Source organism: Neorhizobium alkalisoli (assembly GCF_007829835.1).
Classification (GTDB): Bacteria; Pseudomonadota; Alphaproteobacteria; order Rhizobiales; family Rhizobiaceae; genus Neorhizobium.
The window spans coordinates 63,783-85,448 of record NZ_VIWP01000001.1; the positions used below are offsets into that span (position 1 = coordinate 63,783).

Here is a 21,666-nt window from a genome sequence, read left to right on the forward strand (position 1 = left end):
AATGAATGCGCGAGTACTTTTCGTCAGCCATACGGGCAGCATGTCCGGTGCCGAATATGTTCTCGCCAATCTCACCCGTGGCTGGAAGAACGGGGCAGCCCTGATCTTTGAACAGGGGCCACTGGCAGAAGCCCTGAAAACCAACGGGCTCGATGTCGAGACCGTGCAGACAGGCGAATCTCTTCGGACGATCCGTCGCGGCGGGTCGCTGCTTGGGGTGTTCTCGCTCATCGGCCCGCTCTTGAGCCTGATTGGGCAGATTGTGAAGCGGTCGAAACGTTGCGACGTGATTTACGCGAATTCCCAAAAGGCCTTTCTTCTGTCTGCGCTGGCAAGCTTTGTCACGCGAAAGCCGCTGATCTGGCATCTTCACGACATTCTTGATGGGCAGCATTTTGGTGCAAACCAGCGCCGGCTTCAGGTGTTTCTCGCCAATCGCCGCGCCAGCCTCGTTCTGGTGCCGTCGAAAGCCGCTGCCGATGCCTTCGTGGCCAGTGGCGGCAAAGCCGATCTGGTGAAGGTCGTCCCGAACGGCGTGCCTTCGCCGACTGCGTCCGTTGATGGCGTCGTCTACAGAGCAGAACAGAGTCTCCCATCCGGCCAATTGATTGGCGTCTTCAGCCGTCTGGCCGCCTGGAAGGGGCAGCATGTCGTGCTGGAAGCGCTTGCGGAACTGCCGCAAGTCTCATGCATCATCGTCGGCAGCGCCCTTTTTGACGAGCAGGATTATGAGCGCCGTCTTCACCGGATCGTGGAGGATCTCGATCTTGGCAAGCGTGTGCGGTTTCTCGGCCAGAGAAGCGACGTCGCGAACCTGATGCGGGCCGTCGATATCGTCGTTCACCCTTCCGTCGATCCGGAGCCCTTCGGCCTCACCGTGGTCGAAGCGATGCTTGCCGGAACGCCGGTGATCGCGACGGATGCCGGCGCCTGTGCCGAGATCCTCGAAAACGGCAATGCCGGCCGGCTTGTTCGGCCGGGATCGGTGGACGATATGGCAAGAGCGATCCGCGAGGTTTTCGCGGCTGACGGTGCCAGCACGCAATCCACCGACTATGCAAGACAACGTGCCGAACGGCTCTACGGCCTTGAAGAGATGCGAAGCAGGGTGCTGGCTCTGGTTGGCGAACTCGTGATGAAAAGAGGAGTGGCGCCATCATGACGGGGCAGTCACCACCCGAAACGCCGGGCGATCAGGCGGAGCTCGATCGGACCAAGGAACGCCCTTCCGTTCAGAAGATCGCCGCCTTCCTGATGAGCGGCGCGCTCCTGAGCAAGGGCCTTGGTTTCGTGCGCGAAATCATCATGGCGCAGATCATCGGTATCGCGGCCGTTGCCGACGGTTTCCGAACCTCGATCACGCTGGTGCTGTTGCCGCTCGCCTTCTTGCAGAACGAAAGCGTTCCGGCGATCCTGATCCCGATGATGCAGGAAGCCCAGAGGCGCGGGGATGGACCGCGCCGACTTGCGACGATCACCGCAGCGCTGACGCTGATCGGTTTCGTGCTGATGCTGCTGACCATGATTTTTGGTCATTTCCTCGTCTCCACCATGGTCGGCGGCCTCGCACCGGACGCACAGGATGTGACGCTTCACTTCCTGATCATCATGGCGCTCAGCATGCCGGCCTCCGTCGCCATCAACTGCTACGCTGCCGGCGAGATCGTTCTCGGCAAGACACGAATTACCAATCTGCGTGCCTCCATCCTGAATATCGGCGTCATTGCCGGTCTCGGAATGCTGGTGCTGACTCAGTATGTGATGGTTCTCGCCTGGTCATTCACGCTCGCCTTCAACGCGCTGGCCCTCTGGGGCACGATGGTTCTGTGGCGAGAAGGCAATCTGTCTGTGACTGGCTTGCGCATGCGCTGGATCGTCTCGGAAGGTATCGAGTTCGTTCGCCGGCTTCGTCCATTCCTGCCACTGCCGGCCGCCGAGCAGGGCAATATCTGGCTTGAGCGCCTGCTTGCCTCGCGGTTGACGACCGGCGCGATTGCATCTCTGGATTATGCCCGTACGCTGACTGATAGCGCGCTGCTGCTGATCAGCCAGCCGATCGGCCTTGCGGTGCTTTCCGGCAGTTCGCAAAAGACGATCGACGAGCAGGCGGAAATCATCGCCCGCTACGTGCTGGCCGTCGCATTGCCGATGTCCGCCTTTGTGTTCGTCTTCGCTGAGGATATCGTCCGGATCGTTTTCCACCGCGGTGCCTTCGGCGAGGGCGGCGTATTTCTCACCAGCCAGGCGCTGCGTGGTATCTCGATCGGTCTCTGGGCTTCGACACTCGGCTGGATCCTGCTGCGGCTCCTCAACAGTTCGCAGCGCAATGTCCGCGCCGCCGTCATCCTCGTTCTGGCCTATGCGGTGAATTTCAGCCTCAACTATGCGACTTCCGGACTGCAGCAGAGCAGCGGTTTCGGCGTGCTGATCCTCGGCCTTGGCGAAACCTGCCGCAGTCTCGTTCTGCTCGGCGGCGTCATGCTGGCCCTTCAATGCCGCGGTCGGCTGCTTGGCCTGATCGCTATCGCCTGTGTTCCTGCAGCTGTCATGCTGGGCATCGGGGCAGGTGTGCTGGAAGTTCTGCAGGGTAGTTTTGTGCGTCTGCTGCTTGGTGGCATCGGCCTGCTGTTCGTGCTGCTGATGTCGTTCTGGATGCTGACGCCGTGGGTTGTCGGCCGGATTGTGGCGCGCCTGCTGCGATCGAAGAGGGGAAAAGAACATGATGCTTGAGAGGGATTTCATGAAATCCGCTGCTGCCCTTGCGGTCAGGAGCGTCGGGCAGGCCGTCGATCTGGTTTCCGGCGGCCGTAGCTGCTTTTTCACCTTCCACCGCGTGGCCTCGACCGAACGCTGGGAAGCGCTGCCGAACCGCAACTTTTATCTCGACCTGACCTTTCTGGATCAGCTGCTCGCCTATCTGAAGGAGAGCGGATGGGATGTCGTCACGATTGCGCAGGCCATGGCACTTGAAAACGATGCAGCGCGGGGGCGCCGCTTCGTGAACTTCTCGATCGATGACTGCTACCGCGATACCTATGAAGAGGTCGTGCCCCTGTTTCGCAAGCACGGCGTGCCGGTAACGCTGTTCGTCAGCACCGGTATTCCGGATGGCACGATGCCGCTCTGGGGCGCAGGTCTGGAAGACTATATTCTCAATCACGGCTCGATCACCATCGACGGCCGCAGGTTCGAGACCGATACGCCGGAAAAGAAGCGTTCCGCCTATCTGGAAATCGAAGCACTCTGGGACGGACCGAAGGCCGGCGAGCATTATCATCGGTTCTGCATAGAAAACGGCATAGATGACGCGGCAATGCACGAAAAGCATGCCATCAGCTGGGCGATGCTGGAAGAGCTTGCAGCCGATCCTCTGGTCGAGATCGGCTCGCACACCGTCAACCATCCACGCATTTCCAGCCTGACCGTCGATGACGCCTTTTTCGAACTTAACCAGAGCAAGCTGCGGCTTGAGGAGAGATTGAAGATCGACGCCCGATACTTCGCCTTTCCTTATGGCCGGGCCGCCGATTGCTCGATCCGCGATTTCGATATCGCCCGTCGCGCCGGTTATGCCGGTGTCGCGACGACCCGCAAGGGCCTCGTCGGCAAAGGGCAGCGCCCTTATAATTTCCCCCGCAACACGCTGAACGGATCGCATCGAAGCGTTCTCCACGCCGAGCTGCATCTCAGTGGCATGACGGGGCTGGCGGCGAGGTTGATCGGTCGTGTCTGAACGCAAACTGCGTGTCTTGTCGATCGCGCATACTGCCGTATCGCGCTCGGCGGGCCGCCTTCGTTATCATCCTTTCAAATCCTATGCGGATCTCGATGTACATCTCGTCGTGCCGCAGCGGTTCCGTCAGTTCGGCCGGACGCTGGAGGCGGATCCGGGCGATGATGAGGGCATTACCGTTCATGTCCTGCCGATCATTCTCGACAGCGCCGGGCCGATGACCTGGTATCTGCATATCTATCCCGGTCTCTCGAAGCTGATCTCGGCTCTGAAACCGGATGTGATCCATCTCTGGGAAGAACCCTGGAGCGCGGTTGCCTCCCAGGCATGCCTGTTGAAGAAGCATGCGGCACTGGTTCTGGAAGTCGATCAGAACATCCTGAAGCGATTGCCGCCGCCATTTGAATTCATGCGCCGCAAGGTGCTGCAACACTGCGATCATATCCTGTCTCGCAGCAGCGATGCCACGGCAGTAATCCGCGCCAATGGCTATACCGGTCCGGTAAGCCCGATCGGTTATGGCGTCGATCAGGAGACATTCCATCCGGTTGAGGCATCCGAACCGAGGATAGTGGGTGCGCCGCTTGCCTTGGGTTATGTCGGACGGCTGGTCGAGGAAAAGGGTATTCAGGACGCGCTTGATGCCATGGTCCGGATGGGCCATCCCGCGATGCTGCACATCATCGGTGAAGGGCCCTACGAGCCGGCGATCCGAAGCCAGATTGATCGCCTCGGTCTTGGGGAACGTGTTTCCATTCGTGGATGGGACAAGCCGGCTGCCGTTGCCGATTTCATGCGTGGCCTCGATGCTCTCTTGCTGCTGACGCATACGACACCGGCGGTGAAAGAACAGTTCGGCCGTGTGATCATTGAGGCCCAGAACTGCGGCACGCCCGTCATCGGTGCGGATTCCGGCGCAATCCCGGATGTCGTCGGCGAGGGGGGATGGATCATTCCCCAGCATGATCCCGCAGCCCTTGCCGAACTCGTCGACAGACTGGCCGAGGATCGGGCGGAAATCGACACGAAGCGAAAACTGGCGATGGAGAATGTGCAGGCGCGTTTCACCTATGGTGCGATCGCCGAGCAACTGGCGACTGCCTGGAAAGCGGCTTACATCGCAAGGGACATTAAGCGCGGGGCTATCTGACCCGAACCATATAGGTCTCGCCGATCGTCAGCTCCCTGACGGTCAGGGCCTGCCCGCCCTTGACCTCGAATGTGCGGCGCAGGCCGTCCCAGCCCCAGAGTTCCGCCGTCTTCGCCCAATCCGGCATCTTGATCGTCCAGTTCGGTCCCGGGCGATCCGTCCAGTCGCTGCGGTTCTGCCAGACGAACAGCGCCGACTGGTCTCCGACAAGCTCGAATACGCCCTGATGGAGCGGATCGAGCTTCGTGAACTTCATGTCGCCTGCGAGCGAAAGCACCATCTGCATCACCTTCGATCTGCCGTCCGGTGCCCAGGGATTTTCGTGGGTTGCCATCGCATAGGCCGGGCCTTCGATACGGCCTGTATCGGCAAAATTCCAGGGGAAGGCAAGCACGGTCGCGGGCCGGCCCTGGCTGCCGACAACGCCGAGATGATCCCAGATGGCCGTCAGGAAAAGGCTCGCGATCAGATCGGGCGCCGTCCAGTCGCCATCCCTGGCGATGTTGAATTCGGTGGCGTAGAAATTGATGTCGCGGGTTATGCCGAGCGCCTGCTTTACACGGTCGAAACAGCCCTGCGCGGAAAAGAAGCGGCCCTTGGTCAGCGGAAACCAGCGGGCATTGTAATAGGTGTGCAGATCGATGCCGTCGAGCTGGCCGGATTGCAGCAGATCGGCAATCGCCGTTCCGTAACCGCCAAGCGTCGGATCACCGTTGGAATTGCATGTGGCGAAGCCGCCGGGCACGACTTTCAACATGGAATTGACGCTATGGACGCCATCGGCAAAGCCGGCCAGCGCGTCGTGGTAGTCCTTTTTCGGAATGCTAGCCTGTACGTCCGGTTCGTTGATCGCGGTAAAAATGCTGGCCCCGAAGCCTGAAATGCCGTGTTCGCGCGCCCATTCACCACCCGGCTGAAAGCGGCGTGCATAGGTGGCGCCCATGATGAACCATTCGTCATAACTCCCGATCAGCTGCGGTGGATTGAGTTCTTGATAACTTCCCTCGTATTCGAGGAGAATGATCGGCGTGATGCCCTTGCGGTAGGCTTCCATCATCGCCGCATCGAAGTCATGAGGTGTCGGCTTGTGCTTGTCGTCCCGCCAGCCATAGGAATCCATCCGCCCCAGCTTGGCGCCGACCGTGCGCAGGGCGGTGTAGAGATTTGCGGTCGGGGCGCCCGTCAGGTGGGTTACGAGATTGCCACCGCCGACTTTCCAGCGCAGGCTGTCCGGCTGTTCCTGAGCATGACTGCCGGTCGCGGTCGAGACGATCGCCGCCAGAACGGCTGCGGCAACGCTACCGATGAATGATTTCGACCGGAAAAGCCGTCCTGGCATGGCGTTGCAAACTTTCTCTGACATGGCGGAACTATGCTTCAATTCCGGACCCATGCGCAATGCGCGGAGCGCTGACATTGCCGGGAGCAGGCGGCAAACCGCGTCATGCGAGGAGGAGCAACTCACGCACGATCGGCGCGAGCCCCCGCCCGATCGCCTTCGTATCCTCCGCGCCGAGATGTACGCCGTCGATCGGAGACGGGTTTGCAACCGTCGCTGCATCGAAGAAGGCGCAGCCATGGCGTTCGGCAACCGTCCGATAGCAAGACGCCAGCTTTCCGGATTGCTCTATGCTGCGGCCACGCGAAGGCAGGCCATCTCCCTTGATGGAGGGACCGCAAAGAGGAGGGCTGACCACAAGGATTTTTGGTGGAACGGCCACATCGACGTAGGAAAAACCGGCGATAATCGTGATCAGCCTCTCGATGCCCGATGCGGCACCTTCCGCGTGGCCGCACAGATCCGGCTTCAGATCGTTCGTGCCAAGCAAAAGGATGACGAGATCGAGCCTTTGGCAGGCGCCAAGAATGCTCGGCAGAACCCGAGCACCGTTGCGGTCCGTGCCGTCTTCAGCCCAGTCGTCGAAACAGGTCGTCCGGCCAGGCAATCCTTCCACGATGACATGCAGGCCGGGGACCATCTCTTCGACCACGCTTGTCCAGCGGTCCTCATAACGATGCTGTCCCTCCCCAGGATTGAGCCCCCAGGTCAGGCTATCGCCAAATGCCAGTATTCTGCCTGTCATATCTCTATGCCAATGAGACGCCGTACTGGGCCATGGGCTTGCCGGCGACCTTCCAAATCAAGCCCCATGTCTAGCCGTTCATCATCCGATTCCAAGGGGTGATGATGAATATCAACGCGACTTCGGTCCGTCGCGTGTAATCAAAAGTTGCGGAACCTTTCCGCCTCGATCCGTATTGGACCGTATATGGAGGGAATGTTATGGCAGACGCACTCTGGTGTTTGGGAGCTGCGGCTGAGATTGCGATTGTGGTCTTTGCCGTCATCTATGCGGTAAGCGACCGGCGTCGCGCCGAGAACAAGCGCAACCGTGCGCGCTGGACACGCTGGTAGGCGGAGGCTGTCCAGACCGGATCTCGGAGCCCTTCAAGGATTGATCATCGTCAAGGCGCAATCGCCTGTTCGGGCCTAATTCCAATGTTGCTGGCGCCTATGTGGTTGCCGCAGCATTGAAATCAGGAACCAATAACGATGAGCAGCCTCTTCCAGCGGCTCGCGGAACTGTCCGTGCCGCGTTACACGTCCTACCCGACGGCTGCCGATTTTTCGGCAATCGGCCCTGCGGATCAGGAGCGCTGGCTTTCCGAATTGTCCTGTGACGAGCCCGTTTCGATCTACCTGCACGTGCCCTATTGCAAGCAGCTCTGTCACTACTGTGGTTGTCATGCAAAAGCGGTGAACAAGGCCGAGCCGGTGACGGAGTACCGCCGTGCGCTGGAAGCGGAAATCGCGCTGGTTGCGTCGCATTTGCCCAAACGGGCGAGAATCGGACGTATTGCCTGGGGTGGCGGCACACCATCCATTCTGGGTGCTGAAGCCCTTGCCTCGGTTCTCCGCACACTGACGAGCCGATTCGATCTCGCTGACGGTTACGAACATTCGATCGAGCTCGATCCGCGCATGCTGGATCGTGCGTTTTGTAAAGCCTTGGCCGCGCTCGGCGTCAACCGCGTCAGCTTGGGCGTGCAGGATCTCGATCACGCTGTGCAGCAGGCCATCGGCCGCATCCAGCCAGCAGACCGTGTTGCCGAGGCGGTCGCCAATCTGCGTGGTGCCGGCATCGAGGCCATCAATTTCGATCTCATCTATGGCCTGCCGAACCAGAGCGTCGAAAGTCTCCGTGAGACCTGCCGCTCGGTTGCTGCGCTGCAGCCGAACCGGATCGCGTTCTACGGTTATGCGCATCTGCCATCACGCCGCGCCAATCAGCGCCTGATCGACGAGCGGCTTCTGCCGGGTTCCGCGGCAAGGCTGGAGCAGGCAGCTGTCATCTCGGATTTCTTCCAGGCCGAAGGATTTGAGGCGATCGGCATCGATCATTTTGCGAAGCCATCCGATCCGCTTGCCATCGCGGCACGCGAAGGCCGCCTCCACCGAAATTTTCAGGGCTATACCGACGACAACTGGCAGACATTGATTGGCTTCGGCTGCTCGTCTATCTCGCAGCTGCCGGGCGGCTATGTGCAGTCGGAAAGCGGGATCGAGGCTTATAAAAGGATGATCGGTGAGGGGAGCCTCGCTGCCAAACGTGGCCATGCCTTTTCGGAGGAGGACCACAGGCGCGCCGCCATTATCGAGCGGCTGATGTGCGACTTCACTGTCGATCTCGCTGACGAGGCCTCCGCTTATGCGAATGATCTTTCGCGCCTAAAATCGCTTGCAGCGAACGGCCTTGTCGAATTGGAAAACGGGCGCGTTACAGTGACGCCGATTGGCCGCCCCTTCGTGCGCCTGGTGGCTGCCGCTTTTGACAGCTACAGGGTCGAGGGAGCGGGGCGTTTCAGCGTATCCATCTGAGCGGCACTCAGTGCCGCGTCACACCGGGGAGCCTGATTTCGACGATGGCGCCCGGCATATCGTCGCGATTGCCGATCGAGATCGTGCCGTCATGGGCGGTCACGATCGACCGGCACATGGCAAGGCCGAGACCCATGCCGGTCGGCTTGGTCGTGTGAAACGGTTTGAACAGGTTATCTCCGGGCTGGTCGAGACCGGGGCCTGTGTCGAGAAAACGCACTGCCAGAATATCGTCGAGGATTTCCGTCTGGATGACGAGGGATCGTGATTGCGGTGCGGTCGCCTCCATCGCCTGAGCGGCATTGGCGATGACATTGAGAAAGGTCTGCAGCAGCAGCGTCCTGTCGCCTGTAATGATCCCGGTCGTTGCGTTGAGACGCAGCATCAGGTCGACATTGCTGTCGGTGAGGTCGGATTGCTTCAGCCGCACCGCATCCATGATTGCCGCATCGATGGCAACGGCGCCGGTATCGGATTTCGCCTTCCCGAGCAGCATCCGGACCCGCTTGATGACATTGGCGGCCTGCTCGATCGAAGATGTGGCGTGCTGTAGCGCCGCTTTGGCTTCGCCGAGATCCGGCACGTCGCGGGCAAGCCAGCGCTGGGCTGCCTGAACGAAGGTCATCGTTGCCGAAAGCGGCTGGTTGACCTCGTGGGCGATGGATGCGCTGATTTCACCGACCATGGCCGCGCGCGAAGCCTGCTCCAGTTCCTGGCGAAAACTCTCCTTGGCTTTCTGGAATTCGAGCCGTTCCGTAATGTCGATAATGCTGACCTGGATACGATCCAGACCCTCGCCGCCGGGCGGAAAGCTCATCGCGACGATGATCGGAATGAGACGGCCCTGCTTGTCGCGGATACTGGTTTCGGCCTGGTAGGTTGGATGGCCTTCATCGAGCGCGATGAGAAAGTCCGAAAAGGTGCTGTCTGTTTCGGGCAGGAACCCATCGAGCCGCGTGAAAAACTCGGCCTTGCTCGGCACGCCCATCAGCTTCAACGCCGTGGCGTTGACATCGGTAATATGCACCATGGCGCGCGTCCTGGTGACGAATTCCGGATGCTCAGCAAGATAGGCGCGCAGATTGCGCACACCGCTGTCGCGAAGAGCGACCAGCGCCTGCTTGACCTCGCGCAGATCATGTTCCCAGATCGCCACCGCCAGCGTTTCGAAAATCGTCCTATAACGATGTTCGCTGGCCTTGAGGTCCCGTTCAGCGGCTTTCCGGCGCGAGATGTCGACGGTGGTCTCGATCACCCGGCGGCTTCCGTCCCTGCCGCTATCCATGCGCCAGCGGGAAAGGACGTCGATCTGGCGCCCGTCCTTGGCAAATATCTTGGCTTCGCCATCCCAGGTGCCGCCGGCTTCAAGCAGGTGCTGCACTTCCGCGCGGCTGGGCGAGGAGACCATATGGATGATTTCGTCTGCTTGTCGGCCGATGGCCTCGCGTGCGGTCCAACCGTAAAGCGCCTCGGCGCCGTTGTTCCAGTAGATGATGCGGCCGCTTTCGTCGCGCAGGAAAACGGCGTCGCTGGTCAGTTCCAGAAGGCGGGCCTGGGCTTCGAGCACAAGCTGGTCGCTGCTGCGCTTCAGAAGCAGCGCGGTCGTCAAGCCATTGGCGGCAAGGCTGAAGATCAGCCGCAATACGACCTGGGATTCTGCAGAAGGACCATGGACGTAAAGGAAACTGATCAGCGTCAGTGCTGCACAGAGCGCAGATGTGCGCAGAATTGTCGATCTGCCGCCCAAATCGGCCGCGAGAACGATGACCATGGCATAAAGCACCGCGACCGCGCTGCCGAGCGCGGTCAGCGTATCGATGAGAAAGATCGATGAACCAAGAGCAATCGCTGCTGTCATTCTCAGCCGATGACGGCTCAGTAGAGGGCTGGCGCCACTGGCGGAAGCCTGCAGCTCCGGCGCAAACTCGGTCGTCAATTCTCATCCCCCTTCAATACTTTTATCGAAGTGCTTCTCACGCGCGCGACGATGTCTCAGTCGTCCCGCCAATTCTTGAATTATTGTCTCCTTTTTTGCATGTCGAGATAGCAAACATGACAGGTTGACAGTCCAGGCGCGTTGGCTGCCATAGTAGGCCCGGCCTTCCAGACATGCCGCCCAATTTCGTTCATCCGGCCGGATATCGAGGATTGGGCGAATGGTTGTCCAAAGTCGATCCGATCCTACAATATCCTGCTGTCTGCCCCATCTATATCTCAACGCGTTGTCTTGCCGGTTGCGCTTCCGCAAAGCCGGAAACGGTCAAGCCGAATAAGGAGATCTCCGAGATGACAGTCCCGCCGAAAGAAAGCCGACCCAAGGAAAGCGAAGAAGCGCTGCGCGATGGCACCGAAATGCTGCCGGAACGTTTTGACCAGTCCATAGCCGGAGAAAACCCGGACGTGGCCGTTACAGACGCCGATATCGACGAAGCGCTGGAAGAGAGTTTTCCCGCCAGCGATCCGCCCGCCTCCTATCACATCGCCTAGTTTCACAATGAAGTAGAGGACCAAGGAATATGCAACAGTCCGTAAAATCTCGCCGGGAAGCTCCGCTCCGCACCCCGACCGGTCTCAGCGAGCAGGCGGTCAAGGACATTTCGGCCGGCGCGACCACGCTGCTGGCTGATGTTTTCGCGCTTTACCTGAAGACCAAGAATTTCCACTGGCACATGTCCGGTGCAAATTTCCGCGACTATCACCTGATGCTCGACGACCATGGCGATGCCCTGTTCGCAATGACTGACCCGCTCGCAGAGCGTGTCCGCAAGATTGGTGGAGCGACCCTGCGTTCCATCGGCGATATCGCCCGTCGCCAGCGGATCGAGGACAATGACGCCGACTTCGTGCATCCGCACGAAATGCTCGCCGAGCTTCGCGACGACAATGGTGCACTCGTTGCCAGCATGCGCTCGCTGCATGACACCTGCGATGAGCATGGTGACGTTGCAACCGCGAGCCTGCTCGAAAACTGGATCGACGAAAGCGAACGTCGCGTCTGGTTCCTGTTCGAGATCCTGCGCAACACCAACAGCTGATTTGATCAGGCGGCGGCTGTCAAAGCCGCCGCCTTTTTTCAAAAATCAGGCTTGCACCTCTAGTCGCTAGAGGTTGTAGATAAGCTGCTCCATCTATGCGGAGCAGAAAAATGACAGCGACAAATCAGGCACGATACAAGGTTGGCGGCATGGATTGCGCCAGCTGCGCAGCCAAGATCGACACGGCGGTGCGCCGCATGCCGGGTGTCGAGGATGTCTCCGTTTCCGTTGCCGCCGCGACGATGACTTTTAGCCACGACGAGACGACGGATCTGGCCGCGATCGAGAAGAAGGTCGCGGGCCTCGGTTATTCGCTGCGCGCGCTAGGCAAGAAGACGGCGACGGTTAACGTAGGCGCGCCACAGGCAGACGGTCATGCGCATGTCCATGGACCGGATTGCGCGCATCACGATCATAGCCATGATCATGCGCACAGCCACGATGGCGACCACGCCCATTCGCATCATGGCCACGATCATTCCGGCCACGGCGCGAAAGAGATCGAAGGTCTGCATGGCCATGATCACGGACCCATGGACGGGCCATGGTGGAAGTCCACCAAGGGCCGCCTCACCATTCTGGTCGGCGTTGCACTGGTCGTCGCTTATGGCATTGGTCACCTGATCCCTGCCTATGACAGCTATATCTTCACGGCTGCGATGCTGATCGGCCTCGTGCCGATCGCGCGGCGTGCCGTCTTGGCCGCCTTTGCCGGTACGCCTTTCTCGATCGAGATGCTGATGACGATTGCCGCTATCGGCGCCGTCGTCATCAATGCCTCCGAAGAAGCAGCTGCCGTCGTTTTCCTCTTCCTCGTCGGTGAACTGCTGGAAGGTGTAGCGGCGGGCAAGGCCCGCCAGAGCATCCAGAGCCTGACGGCGCTGGTGCCGAAAAACGCGATCGTTGAAGAGACTGTCGCAGGTGTCGTGAAGAACCGGGAAGTGCCGGCGGAAAGCCTGAAAATCGGTTCGATCATCCTTGTCCGTCCAGGCGACCGGATTTCTGCCGATGGCGTCATTGTTGCTGGCGAAAGCGCGATCGACGAGGCGCCGGTGACGGGCGAAAGCACGCCGGTGACCAAGCGGGTCGATGACACTGTCTTTGCCGGCACCGTCAACGGTGCCGCAGCGCTGCGTGTCCGCGTCACAGCCGCTGCCGAGGACAATACGATTGCCCGCGTCGTCCGCCTAGTCGAAGAAGCGCAGGAGAAGAAGGCCCCGACCGAGCGGTTCATCGATCGTTTCTCGCGGTATTATACGCCGGGCGTGGTTGCTGTTGCCGCCCTTGTCGCAGTTCTGCCGCCGCTTGTCGCCGGGGCATCCTGGAGCGAGTGGGTCTATAAGGGCTTGGCAATTCTGCTGATCGGCTGCCCTTGCGCGCTGGTCATTTCGACACCTGCCGCGATCGCAGCCTCGCTCTCGGCCGGCGCGCGCCGGGGCCTGCTGCTCAAGGGCGGTGCGGTTCTCGAAATGCTCGGCAAGATCACCGCCGTTGCGCTCGACAAGACCGGGACGCTGACAGCCGGAAAGCCGCAAGTGACCGACGTCATCGCCTTTGGCCGCAATGCCGAAGACGTTTTGCGTTATGCAGCGGCGCTGGAGACCGGCTCCAGCCATCCGCTCGCCGTCGCGATCCTTGCCAAGGCGGCTGACGAGGAGGTCGAGATCCCGTCCGCAAGCGAGGCGAAGGCGCTTGGCGGGCAGGGCGTGACCGCGATCGTCGGGGGTGAAGAGGTTTTCTTCGGTTCTCCCAAGGCTGCTGCTGCGCGCGTCTCTCTTCCCATGGCGCATTCGCGAAGGATCACGGCGCTGAACGATGAGGGCAAGACCGTATCGGTTCTGATCGTCGGTGGCGTCCTTGCCGGCGCCGTTGCCATGCGCGACGAACCCCGTCCGGATGCGGCTGCCGGTCTCAAGGAACTAACCGATGCCGGTATCAAGACCGTCATGCTGACCGGCGACAATGCCCGAACGGCCAATGCGATCGGCCAGCAGCTTTCGATCGAGGTCCGCGCGGAGCTGATGCCGGAGGACAAGCAGCGTATTGTCGGCGAGTTGCAGCGCGAAGGTTTTGTTGTCGGCAAGGTCGGCGATGGTATCAACGACGCGCCGGCGCTAGCCGCTGCCGATGTCGGCATTGCCATGGGCGGCGGTACCGATGTTGCATTGGAAACGGCGGATGCGGCCGTGCTGCATGGAAGGGTCGGGGATATCGCAGCAATGATCGCGCTGTCGAAACGGACGATGCGCAATATCCATCAGAACATCGCGATTGCGCTCGGATTGAAGGCGATTTTTCTGGTGACGACGATTGTCGGCATTACCGGCCTTTGGCCCGCCATTCTGGCCGATACCGGCGCGACGGTGCTGGTGACGATCAACGCCTTGCGGCTGCTGAGGGTCAAAGGTTAGGCGCAGCGCCGCTCCGACGACCGCCTGCTGCGAGATGGTGCTGGCGACGGCTGCTGCATCTCCTCGGTCGTGACCACACTGCCGAGATCGAGCAATTTGGCTGCATAAAGCGCCGTATCGGCGGCACCGAGCGCGGTGTCGCAGGCTGTCTCAGGGCCTGCGACATGGGCAAGACCGAAAGACGCCGCGATCGAAACCTCACCTGCCGAAAGCGAGTATGGCTTGGCGAGCTGAAGCGAAAGGCGCCGACAGGCCCTCTGCGCATCGAGAAGCGATTGTCCCGGGATCATGATCGCGAATTCGTCGCCGCCAAGCCGGAACAGTCGGTCCGAGGAGGCGGTCCCAGCGCGCAAGCGCGAGGCCACGGCTTTCAAAAGTTCGTCGCCGATCGCATGTCCGTATGTGTCATTGACTTCCTTGAACCCGTCGAGATCAAGACAGGCGACGGTGAGTGCCCCCTTGTTCACGAGAGTGTCGAATTCGGGCTCCAGCCGGGCACGATTGGCAAGCCCGGTCAAAAAGTCATGCGTCGCCGCATGGCGCATCTGACGTTCGCGCGAAAGCAGAACCTTTGCGGCGGTGCGGGACATGCGGATCAGGAAAAAGCCACCGGCCATCAGAACGATGCCGACTGTGACCGCCAGCGGCAGGGCGCGCCAGAGAACATCGGCCGCGGGGGTCGGGGTGCGCCAGGAGAGGACCTGAACCTCGCCCTTTGCACCAACGGCAATTTCCGCACGCGCGCGATCCGGTGTGGTTTCGGAGAGAGGCCCAACCCGGGCGTCATCGAGCAGGAAACGGGTTCCGAAGAACTCAGGCAGGCTGCCGGCGATCGGCATGGCTGTGACGAGAACGGGTGCCCGATTGCTCTTCGGCTCGGACGTACGGAAATCCGGCTGAAACAGGCTTGCGGTCAAAAGTACGGCTTCGTTTCCGAGAACCTCGATGCGGCTGACGGAAAGCGGCTTCGGAATGCCGGTCTTTTCCTGGCTGGGCTCCCTTGCGCGTACCTCGCCGATCATGGCGCTGGAATCGTTGATGATCGCGTCCGCGCCGCGGGCAAAGAAAGGCTTGTCCTTTACCGTATCGTCGATGCGGGAATAGAGAATGCTGTCATCTGGCTTGAGAACTGCGACGAAACGCGTCCGCGACGTGCCGATCAGGGAGGCACCGATATTCCGGTCGGTCCATTCGAAATCATAGGCATTGTCGATCTTGGCGATCGCTTCGTCCCAGACCGTCCATGCCGTCAGGGAAAATTCGATATCGGTGATCCAGAGCGAAATATTGCGGGCGACCAGCGTTTCCTGCTTCTGCTTGACGCCGGCATCGATCTCCGCAACGCCATAATAGGGGATGGCCGCCATGCCGGCGATCAGCAGTCCAAGGCCGACGATTGCCGGACCTATCAGTCTGAACTGAATGAAACGCATTCCAGGTTTTGCCATGACCCGCCCTCGAACTGTGTCGAGGACGCTTTATTATGAAGAGCTTACGATCGGGTTATCGCCGGCGGAAATTGGCCGCGGTAAACGGTCGGCCTATCGAGGCTTCGTAAAGATTGCATTTATGTTTTGCCGGTAAGGTCCCGTTAGTAAATAAGTGTCCGGCCGAAAGCTGTGTGTGCCGGTTTGTATTGCGTGCGGGTTTTCATGCGTCTTACGATCGTCTCAATGCTGTTGAGTTCGCTGGCTGTTGTCGGTTGCACATCCGGTAGCGGTAGCAGTGACACGGTATTGCCGATGCCACCGGCATCGGTGAAGACATCCCGTCTTGACGTCAGGCCAAGCGCGCCGATCCAGCCTCCTGCCGCAACAATGGCTTCCGCGCCGACGCCGGTTTCAGTCCTGTCTTCGGATCAGACGCTGCGCCCGCAGCAGCCGCTTGCATGGGAAGGCGCTCCCGAGGAGCCTGCCGCATTCGGCTCGATGGAAATGACGGTCGGCATGCCGGTTCCCATCGAGCGACCGATTGCCGCGATCGCGCCGTCCATGCCGGAAATCAATTCGCAGCTGCGGTCCACCAATCCGCGCACTCAGATCTACGGACACCGTTTTCGCGATGCCAAGCCGATCAACTTTGGCCGGACCTCGCCGCGTAAACTCGCTGTGCACGGGGTAGATGTTTCGCGCTGGCAGGGCGATATCGACTGGGTGAAGTTGCGCACGCAGGGCGCCAACTTCGCCTATATCAAGGCGACCGATGGCGGCGATCACCTCGACCCGATGTTCAAGACCAATTGGCGCGGTGCCAAGGCGGCCGGCGTCAAGCACGGCGCTTACCACTTCTTCTACTGGTGCCGCACCGCTGGCGAGCAGGCCGATTGGTTCATCCGCAACGTGCCGCGCGATCCCGATGCGCTGCCGCCGGTCATCGACGTGGAATATAACGGCGAATCCAGCTGCAAGATGCGCCTTTCGCGTGCGAAGATCCTGGAAAAGATGCAAGTCTTCATGGACAAGCTCGAGCGGCATTACGGCAAGCGGCCGATCATCTATACCGCGCCGGACTTTTATGCCGACAATCTCGACGGCGAGTTCCTGAAATATCCGTTCTGGCTGCGTGCCGTGGCTCAGCATCCGACCAAGGTCTATCCGGGCCGCAAATGGGTCTTCTGGCAATATTCGGGTTCGGGCCTGACGCAGGGCGTCTCGGGCAAGATCGACCTTAACGTCTTCCACGGGGACGAAGGCGACTGGCACGACTGGGTCGCGGATTCCCGCTGAAATCTCATCAGGTAGATGCAGGATGGCAATCGTCGATCGCCATCCTTCGTGGTTGCCCCGCGCCCCTGAGCTGAACAGGGCGCGGGGCGTTTTCCGTCCGGATGCTTGCAAACTGGCGCCTGACCGACTGGGGGCCGATCAGTTGGTTTTCGCGTTTGCGAGGCCCGCGTCGCCCTGCGCGAGGTCGACACTTGCGACAACCGACATGCCGGGGACTAGCTTGTCGATCAGCTTTTGCTGCGGATCTATGGCGATCCGGACGGGAATGCGTTGCGCCACCTTGGTAAAGTTGCCGGTAGCGTTATCGGACTTGATGACCGAGAATTCGGAGCCGGTCGCCGGCGCAAAACGCTCGATACGGCCGGTGAAGCGCTGGTGGCCGAGAGCATCGACCGTAAAGGTCACCTTCTGGCCGGCAGTCATGCCATCCAGCTGGGTTTCCTTGAAGTTGGCGACGACCCAGACATTGTCGGGCACAAGCGAACCGATCTGGGTGCCGATCGAGACATATTGGCCGACGCGACCGGTGACTTCGCCGAGCGTTCCGTCCTTTGGTGCGGTAACGCGTGTGTTCTGAAGATCGATTTCAGCAAGCTCGACGGCTGCCTTGGCGCTTTCGACCGTTGCCTCCAGCGAGCGGCGGCTGACGATAATCGTGTTGAGATCCTGTTCAGCGACCAATTCGGCTGCCTGAGCCTGATGAACCGCAGCCTGCGCCTGGTCGAAGGCGGCGCGGTCCTTTTCGAACTCGCTCTGGGTCGAGACATTGTTCTTCAAAAGTGCAGAGGTGCGCTCAAAGGTCGTCTTGGCGGCATTAAAGGCGGCATTGGCGCTTTCGGTTGCGGCCTTTGCCGAGCCGATCTTCGCTTCTGCCGATTTGCGGCTCTGCTCGGAATTGTCGAGCGAGGCTTCTGCTGTGGCCTGTGTCGCCTTTGCTTGCTCCAGCTTCTGCTTGTAGATGCGATCGTCGATCTGGACGATCAGGTCGCCCGTCTTGACCCGCTGATAATCCTGCACCGGTACCTGAACGAGGTAACCGGCAAGCTGCGGGCTGAGCAGGGTCACCTGACCGCGGATATAGGCATCATTGGTGGTTTCGACCGAGCCGCGGAAGGGCGGCAGGTTCCACACGTAAAGAACAACGAGGACGCCGCAAATGCCGATCGCAACGGCGACGAATGTGGCAATGGTTCGAAAAACGGATTTCATGGTTCGGACGCTGTCTGTCTGAGTTGTGTTTCGCGGGTACGTTTACGCCTGTTCCGCGGGCATGCCGCCCGGCAGGAGCTTGTGTCGGTTGTTCCAGGCGACGTGGAGAATGAGAAGGGCGATGGCGCCCAGTGCGATCAGGAAGGTTGCGTAGAAGGCGTCGTTATAAGCGAGCACATAGGCCTGCTGCTGGACCTGCTTGGCAAAGGTACTGGTGCCCTGGATCGTGTTGTTGACGCTGTCCGCACCGGTCTTGGCATAGGCGCCGATATATTGCTGCATGCGTGCCGTCACCAAAGGGTCGGTCGGCAGCAGGCGCGATGTCAGGATCGCCGAATGATATTGTTCGCGCCATGTGACGAACGTGCCGAACAGCGCGCTGCCGATGAAGGCGCCCACCTTCTGGGTGAACAGGAATACGGCGATGAAGCTCATGATATAGGGCAGGCCCCTCTTCAGGGCGGCTCCGAAGCCGACTGCCATGGCCGGCGGCAGGAAAAGACCGCTGCCGAAGGCCATCATCGCCTGGCTGAGATACATCTGTTCAGGCCGCGTCAGGATCGTCGCCTGGCTGTCCATATAGGTGGCGATGGCGATCAGGGTCAGCGCGGCCAGATGGATGGCGGCCTCGCGTCCCGGCTTGACGATCACGGCGCACAGCATGCCCGATACGACGGTGGCTGCGAGGATCGACCAGTACATGCCGCTCATCTGTTCGTTGAAGAGGCCGAGCTGCTTGAAGAAATTGATGACGCCCGTCGACTGCTCGGTCAGAAGAATACGGAAGACTAGCAGAACGCCTGTGAAGTGGATAATTTCCGTCGAAGTCAGCCAGCGAATGTCGATCAAATTGTTCTTGCGGTTGAGCTCGATCACCACCATCAGCGTGCCTGTGACAATCGCAACGATCAGCAGCCAGCCGAGCCAGTCGACCTCGAGCCACCAGTAGAGACGGCCCATGGTGAAGACGATCGACAGGCAGCCCAGGCAGATGGCGAGAAGCAGGTAGCTGACGATATCGAGCGGCGCGATGACCTTCGCCCTCGGCGGTGAGCTTAGCGGCAGGAGATAGATGAAACAGAGCGTAATCAGCGCAAGGCCGAGTTCGAAAAGATAAAGGCCCTGTAGGTCCCGCATGTCGAGAAGGGCAGGGGAAATCAGGCCGGCGACCGGCGTCGACAGGAACAGGCCGATCAATGCCAGACTGAGGCCGACATTGAGTTTCTTCTCGGGCGGAAAGATCTCGATCATGTAGAGGAGCGCCATCGAGGAAATGGGCGCCGCCGCCGCACCGGCAAAGAAGCGCAGGGCGATCGAAAGTGTCAGGTCGTTGACCCAGAGATGCGCCAGACTGATCAACACATAAGGAATGATGGCGATTTCGCAGAAATTGCGGATGCCATATTGCATGCGCACTTTGAAGAGGATGAGCGCGAGGCTGGCATTGGGAAAGAGATAGGCGGCCATCAGCCAGGAAGCTTCGGTCTGCGTCGCTTCCAGAGGGCCGGCAATCTGTTGCAGATTGACCGAGATGAGGCTGGTGCCGAGCCCCTGCATGATGCCGGCCGTCGCGGATGCCACCGCATAGGCCAGCATAAGAAGTGGAGATTTCGGCACGAAGGCGGGAGGTGCCGCGGGTGCCGGGGCAGCTGGCTTGGGTTCATCTGCCGCTGCCTGTTCCGGCACGTCTTCCGGATCGACCTGATCCTTTGCGGCGGCCATGTCACGCGGGGACATTGAGATCCTCCATCTCCGCGATGTTGGTCGAGATCCGCTCCATCAGATCGACGGCGTTGCTGAGCGACGCCAGATCGATACCTTCGAAAATCTGCGCGCGCAGCTGATCCGCGATCGCACGTACGAAAGCCGCCTGTTCCTCACCGTGGGAGGTCAGCTTGATGAGTTTCGCGCGCCTGTCATTCGGGTCGGGCTGCCGCTCGATCAGGCCATTCTCTTCCATGCGGTCGAGAAGCCGTACAAGGGTTGCCTGTTCCAGTTCCAGTTCGCAGGCGAGTTCCGTCTGGGTCATGTTTTGCCGCTTTGCCAGGCGGAACAATGCCCGGGCACGCGGATAGGTCAGGCCGTGCGCGGTCACCTGCTGGTTGAACGCGGTTCTCACCCGGCGGCTGACCTTGGTCAGCGCTTCGAGGAAATCGGAGGCGACTTGTTCCTGTTTCATAGTGAACAAACCATTAGGGGGCTAATTTTATCTGAGAAGTAATTAGCATGCCAATTATTGCGCTGCAAGACGACTGCGGCTGCATGCGCTTGCAGAGCCATGATCTTTCAGCAGGACCGCCATCCCGCTTTTGCACGACTGCCCAGTTTAGACGCTTTTCAGCCTTCTCCGAATACAAAAATGCCCGCTCCGGAAACCCGGGCGGGCATTAATGGAATTTATGCCTGACTAAGCGGACTTAGCGGCAAACCCGTGTTTCCCGCACGACGACCGCGCCATGACGATAGGTCTTGACCTTCTTCACCGTGCAATCGCGCTGATGACGATGATGGCGGTATTCTTCCACGTGACGATAGTTCTGCGCGTAATGGCGCGGAGCCGGCTGATCGGTTGTCACGGTAATGCTCGCAGCCTGCGACTGGGGCGCGACGGCGAGTACGGAAGCGACTGCCATGGCGGATGCAATGATGATATTCTTCATGGTCTTAACCCTCTGCTTTTGGTGACATGGAAACGCCGCTGGGCGATTGCGGTTCCATCTCATCTCGCACGGGCACGTTTTGTCATCGCAGCAGGCTTTGCCCGCCGTCGACATAGATCGGCGTACCGGTAATGTGTCGCGATCTGTCCGAAGCCAGGAAAAGGATCAGGTCTGCCACGTCCTCGCTATGGCCCGCCTTGCCGCCGGTGATCGGAATATCGCCCTTCGGAAACTTTGCCGGAATCGCTGTTTCCTTTTCACCACGCAATTTGGTGTTGTCATTGATACTGGTGTCGATCGCGCCGGGGCAGACTGCGTTGACACGAATGCCGTGTTTGCCGAGTTCGAGCGCCAGCTGCTGGACCATTGCCACCTGCGCTGCCTTGGTGGCGACATAGGCGGTGGCGCCCGGCGTCGTGAAGGTGCGGTTGCCGTTGATCGAGGAGACGACCACGATCGAGCCGCCATGCTTCTTCATATGCGGGACCGCGGCATGCAGGGATAGGTAGGTGCCGCGCAGGTTGACTCTGATCGTTGCATCCCATTCCTCGGGCTTGAGATCATCTATCGGTGCCCAGACGCCGTTGATGCCGGCATTGGCAACCACGATATCAAGTCTGCCATAGGTTTCGATCAGTCTTTCGACCGCAGCCCGCATCTGGGCCTCGTCGACAACGTCGGCCTCGAGGACGATCGCTTTGCCGCCGGATTTTTCGATCTCCGCTGCGGTTTTGTCGATCTCGCTTTTCGTGTGGCCCAGCACGCCGATTCTGGCACCTGCGGCTGCGAGCTTGAGGGCCGTTGCCTTGCCGATGCCGGAGCCGGCACCGGTCACCAATCCAACCAGCGTCTTGAGTTCCAT

The 21,666-nt window shown here is 60.1% G+C and carries 19 protein-coding genes; 10 read left to right on the top strand and 9 right to left on the bottom strand.

The features are described from left to right. The first annotated feature begins 1 nt into the window (after position 1). From FHW37_RS00325 to FHW37_RS00340, 4 genes are read left to right on the top strand one after another with little or no spacing between them, the layout of a single operon-like run. A complete protein-coding gene (locus FHW37_RS00325; protein ID WP_145631145.1) occupies positions 2 to 1,162 on the top strand; it encodes a glycosyltransferase family 4 protein in 1,161 nt (386 codons plus the stop codon). Then, on the top strand, positions 1,159 to 2,730 hold the full coding sequence (gene murJ, locus FHW37_RS00330; protein WP_145631148.1) for a murein biosynthesis integral membrane protein MurJ: 1,572 nt from the start codon (positions 1,159 to 1,161) through the stop codon (positions 2,728 to 2,730). The genes FHW37_RS00325 and murJ overlap by 4 nt, the downstream gene beginning before the upstream one ends. Then, positions 2,720 to 3,733 (top strand): polysaccharide deacetylase family protein, encoded by a 1,014-nt coding sequence (locus tag FHW37_RS00335; RefSeq protein ID WP_246690619.1) that lies wholly within the window; start codon positions 2,720 to 2,722, stop codon positions 3,731 to 3,733. The genes murJ and FHW37_RS00335 overlap by 11 nt, the downstream gene beginning before the upstream one ends. Continuing rightward, the gene (locus tag FHW37_RS00340) at positions 3,726 to 4,883 is read left to right on the top strand and encodes a glycosyltransferase family 4 protein (RefSeq protein WP_145631150.1); all 1,158 of its coding nucleotides are present in this window, start codon (positions 3,726 to 3,728) and stop codon (positions 4,881 to 4,883) included. The genes FHW37_RS00335 and FHW37_RS00340 overlap by 8 nt, the downstream gene beginning before the upstream one ends. Here FHW37_RS00340 and FHW37_RS00345 read toward each other — a convergent pair. Both FHW37_RS00345 and FHW37_RS00350 read right to left on the bottom strand, forming a co-directional pair. After that, on the bottom strand, positions 4,876 to 6,246 hold the full coding sequence (locus tag FHW37_RS00345) for a hypothetical protein (protein WP_246690620.1): 1,371 nt from the start codon (positions 6,244 to 6,246) through the stop codon (positions 4,876 to 4,878). The genes FHW37_RS00340 and FHW37_RS00345 overlap by 8 nt on opposite strands. A 79-nt stretch (positions 6,247 to 6,325) precedes the next feature. After that, complete coding sequence (locus tag FHW37_RS00350) at positions 6,326 to 6,967, bottom strand: SGNH/GDSL hydrolase family protein (RefSeq protein ID WP_145631152.1); 642 nt, start codon at positions 6,965 to 6,967, stop codon at positions 6,326 to 6,328. Between the two features lie 200 nt (positions 6,968 to 7,167). Between FHW37_RS00350 and FHW37_RS34410 the strand changes: the two genes are divergently transcribed. Both FHW37_RS34410 and hemN read left to right on the top strand, forming a co-directional pair. Continuing rightward, complete coding sequence (locus tag FHW37_RS34410) at positions 7,168 to 7,299, top strand: hypothetical protein (RefSeq protein ID WP_281407227.1); 132 nt, start codon at positions 7,168 to 7,170, stop codon at positions 7,297 to 7,299. 138 nt (positions 7,300 to 7,437) lie between these two features. Next, entirely contained in the window at positions 7,438 to 8,763 is a 1,326-nt protein-coding gene (gene hemN, locus FHW37_RS00355; RefSeq protein ID WP_145631154.1) for an oxygen-independent coproporphyrinogen III oxidase, read from the top strand. A gap of 7 nt (positions 8,764 to 8,770) precedes the next feature. Here hemN and FHW37_RS00360 read toward each other — a convergent pair whose 3' ends face one another. Next, positions 8,771 to 10,699 carry a PAS domain-containing sensor histidine kinase gene (locus tag FHW37_RS00360; protein ID WP_145631157.1) on the bottom strand — a complete coding sequence of 643 codons (1,929 nt, stop codon included), beginning with the start codon at positions 10,697 to 10,699 and terminating at the stop codon, positions 8,771 to 8,773. A 350-nt stretch (positions 10,700 to 11,049) separates the two neighbouring features. Here FHW37_RS00360 and FHW37_RS00365 point away from each other — a divergent pair, with 350 nt between their 5' ends. The 3 genes from FHW37_RS00365 (at position 11,050) to FHW37_RS00375 (ending at position 14,209) form a co-directional block, all read left to right on the top strand. After that, positions 11,050 to 11,250 carry a hypothetical protein gene (locus FHW37_RS00365; RefSeq protein ID WP_145633704.1) on the top strand — a complete coding sequence of 67 codons (201 nt, stop codon included), beginning with the start codon at positions 11,050 to 11,052 and terminating at the stop codon, positions 11,248 to 11,250. Positions 11,251 to 11,279: 29 nt separating this feature from the next. Then, positions 11,280 to 11,798 carry a Dps family protein gene (locus tag FHW37_RS00370; RefSeq protein ID WP_145631159.1) on the top strand — a complete coding sequence of 173 codons (519 nt, stop codon included), beginning with the start codon at positions 11,280 to 11,282 and terminating at the stop codon, positions 11,796 to 11,798. Between the two features lie 110 nt (positions 11,799 to 11,908). Further along, entirely contained in the window at positions 11,909 to 14,209 is a 2,301-nt protein-coding gene (locus tag FHW37_RS00375) for a heavy metal translocating P-type ATPase (protein WP_145631161.1), read from the top strand. Here FHW37_RS00375 and FHW37_RS00380 read toward each other — a convergent pair. Continuing rightward, positions 14,206 to 15,657, bottom strand: a complete 1,452-nt coding sequence (locus FHW37_RS00380) for a sensor domain-containing diguanylate cyclase (protein ID WP_145631163.1) — start codon at positions 15,655 to 15,657, stop codon at positions 14,206 to 14,208. The genes FHW37_RS00375 and FHW37_RS00380 overlap by 4 nt on opposite strands. 204 nt (positions 15,658 to 15,861) lie before the next feature. Here FHW37_RS00380 and FHW37_RS00385 point away from each other — a divergent pair, with 204 nt between their 5' ends. Continuing rightward, positions 15,862 to 16,935 (top strand): glycoside hydrolase family 25 protein, encoded by a 1,074-nt coding sequence (locus FHW37_RS00385; protein ID WP_145631165.1) that lies wholly within the window; start codon positions 15,862 to 15,864, stop codon positions 16,933 to 16,935. Positions 16,936 to 17,073: 138 nt separating this feature from the next. On the opposite strand, the gene FHW37_RS00390 is transcribed toward FHW37_RS00385, so the two are convergent. The 5 genes from FHW37_RS00390 to FHW37_RS00410 all read right to left on the bottom strand — a co-directional run bounded on the left by FHW37_RS00390 (position 17,074) and on the right by FHW37_RS00410 (position 21,666). Continuing rightward, on the bottom strand, positions 17,074 to 18,144 hold the full coding sequence (locus FHW37_RS00390; RefSeq protein WP_145631167.1) for an HlyD family secretion protein: 1,071 nt from the start codon (positions 18,142 to 18,144) through the stop codon (positions 17,074 to 17,076). A gap of 42 nt (positions 18,145 to 18,186) precedes the next feature. Beyond that, entirely contained in the window at positions 18,187 to 19,740 is a 1,554-nt protein-coding gene (locus FHW37_RS00395; protein WP_186458159.1) for an MFS transporter, read from the bottom strand. A 127-nt stretch (positions 19,741 to 19,867) separates the two neighbouring features. After that, on the bottom strand, positions 19,868 to 20,323 hold the full coding sequence (locus FHW37_RS00400) for a MarR family winged helix-turn-helix transcriptional regulator (RefSeq protein WP_145631172.1): 456 nt from the start codon (positions 20,321 to 20,323) through the stop codon (positions 19,868 to 19,870). A 238-nt stretch (positions 20,324 to 20,561) separates the two neighbouring features. Next, positions 20,562 to 20,804 (bottom strand): hypothetical protein, encoded by a 243-nt coding sequence (locus tag FHW37_RS00405; protein WP_145631173.1) that lies wholly within the window; start codon positions 20,802 to 20,804, stop codon positions 20,562 to 20,564. Between the two features lie 82 nt (positions 20,805 to 20,886). Beyond that, entirely contained in the window at positions 20,887 to 21,666 is a 780-nt protein-coding gene (locus tag FHW37_RS00410) for an SDR family oxidoreductase (protein ID WP_145631175.1), read from the bottom strand.